Below are 2,088 nucleotides of genomic sequence, written 5' to 3' on the forward strand. Positions count from 1 at the left end.
ATAATCTCTTTAGCGCCCCAGAATTTGACAAAAGATCTTTTATAACTGTTCTTTGGGATATAAAATTATCCCTCTGTCTATTTTATATGCTTGCCATACCTATATAAAACAGACAAAGGGGACTGAGTAAAATAAAAGGTTTAACTTTTAAGTACCTTTTTATCACAAGGGAGACTTATTTCAATCCATCTTCCCCCATATTTAGTCACTTTTAACCTTATATCGTCTTCACTAAAACCAATTTCATTTTCCATTTCATTTATCAAAACTTGATATCCCTTCCTTGTATCTGACACAAGGATTACTGGATTATCAAAATCTTTCTTTAGATATTCACAAACTTTATTCCTCCTAGCTTCATTAATACTATCTTTTTCTTTCATTATACAATAAGTTACATGCTCTTTATCAAAAGGTTTTCCAGTTAACGGTTCTTTATGAAGTCTTATTACTATGTCCATTAAAATCATCCTTTCAAATGTTATTAATTGTAATAGTTAATTTGCTAAATATTAATCTTATGTTAAGTATAACACTTACTTTTATTATATCAAACTAAATCCCTCTCTCACGACTATATTAAGATAAATGTTTTTTATAAATTATTCTCTCGGACTAACCTTACCATATAATTTTTATATACCTTAACAACTTCATTTCCATTCTCTAAAGCAATCATATACCAACTATATACTTTTTCTAAATTAATAGTAATACCTTCACCATTTTAAAAACACTTAGCTAAATTCATCCTCCCCATATGAATCTCACCGCTTAGAATCTTCAAAGCATTCAAAAGATTCTTTTCCTTTAGAATCTAAATAACTATAATAACCACACCTATTCCAACATCTATCTTATCACTTAGGTTTGATAAACTTAAAATAGCTTACTTCTTTAACAACTGAATATATTTAGTCGATTGCAAATGAACTCTATCAATATTCAAATGAGATACAAATAGGAATAAGTAGCTTTTCCATATATAAATCTATTGATATAATTTACCCTTTATAGGCTTTATTTTAATGCATAAATAATCAAATAAACAATTAAATACAAATCTCCTTAAAATCTAAGCCTTTGAAAAATTGTATTAAAACCTATTGTAACTAACCAGTGATTATCAACTAAAGGTTTCTGCCTCATAGGTCCAAATAAATTAATTTCATATCTTTCATTTCTAAATGTTAAATCATTCTTATGTAAAGAAACAGGCTCCCATCCATGACGCAAGAAATAGCCTATTATTTCTTCTCGACTTTTCATTGCCTCATCAATATTACCTCCCATATCAATATTAGCTGTTGCCTCCTTTGCAATAACAATATTGCCTGTTCCAACTCTCACGTTCAAAATCCGTTTATCAAAAATCTCTATACTATAAATTTCCTTAGATAATTCTCCATATTGTTTTTCTACCTCTTCTGAAAACACCCAATTATATACTCTGCCACCTATTACCACTAATAAAAAAAATCCTAAAAACACATTTCTTATAATAGGTATATAACTATTCCAATAAGGCCTAAGAAAATTTTTAATCTTTTTAAACATATTCTATTCCTTTCTAAAATATTTACTTAACTAATGTGCCTAAATACCATGTATACCCTATAGATCCTGAAATATCGACTCCAGCCTCTACATTAAATTCAGCAATAATACTAGCCTCTCCAACACCTATAGTACCACCAATTCCAGCCACGGCACTTAAAGAGCCAGAATAGCCACTAATAACCTTTTTAATATTATCTTCATGATTACTTAAATAGCCAACACCGGTTTTTAGAGGAATTCCAACACTAACTCCAGGCGAAAAAGCCGTGACCGCATATACATTTCCTTCTTTATCTACAATACATCCAATAGAAAAGGCCTTTACACCTTCTCCTATGGATATCTGAGCGGAAATATAATCACCGTTCATCGTTTCTAAATTAATTACTGTATTTAAATACTTCGCCTCATTCCAAACTTGCCGCTCAATCTCGCTTCTATTTTCTTCAATATATATGTCTAGCTCTGTTTTAGACTTTTTAGCTAAATTTTCATACGTATCATACTTATCCCAACCAGAATATTGTT

3 protein-coding genes are annotated in these 2,088 nt (G+C 29.7%); all 3 read right to left on the reverse strand.

Annotated elements, in window-relative coordinates; genetic code table 11:
• Positions 1 to 140: 140 nt before the first annotated feature.
• Entirely contained in the window at positions 141 to 461 is a 321-nt protein-coding gene (locus tag VER_RS10110; protein ID WP_162100689.1) for a hypothetical protein, read from the reverse strand.
• Between the two features lie 607 nt (positions 462 to 1,068).
• The gene (locus VER_RS10115) at positions 1,069 to 1,557 is read right to left on the reverse strand and encodes a hypothetical protein (RefSeq protein WP_162100690.1); all 489 of its coding nucleotides are present in this window, start codon (positions 1,555 to 1,557) and stop codon (positions 1,069 to 1,071) included.
• Between the two features lie 22 nt (positions 1,558 to 1,579).
• The coding region (locus tag VER_RS10120; protein ID WP_162100691.1) for a hypothetical protein at positions 1,580 to 2,088 on the reverse strand (509 nt) is incomplete at its 5' end.

The sequence above is a fragment of the Veillonella sp. R32 genome, assembly GCF_010093125.1.
Classification (GTDB): Bacteria; Bacillota; Negativicutes; order Veillonellales; family Veillonellaceae; genus Veillonella_A.

Excerpts from the sequence above, each read along its gene's own strand:
- VER_RS10115 (WP_162100690.1), bottom strand. The coding sequence starts at position 1,557 with ATGTTTAAAAAGATTAAAAATTTTCTTAGGCCTTATTGGAATAGTTAT.
- VER_RS10110 (WP_162100689.1), bottom strand. The coding sequence starts at position 461 with ATGGACATAGTAATAAGACTTCATAAAGAACCGTTAACTGGAAAACCT.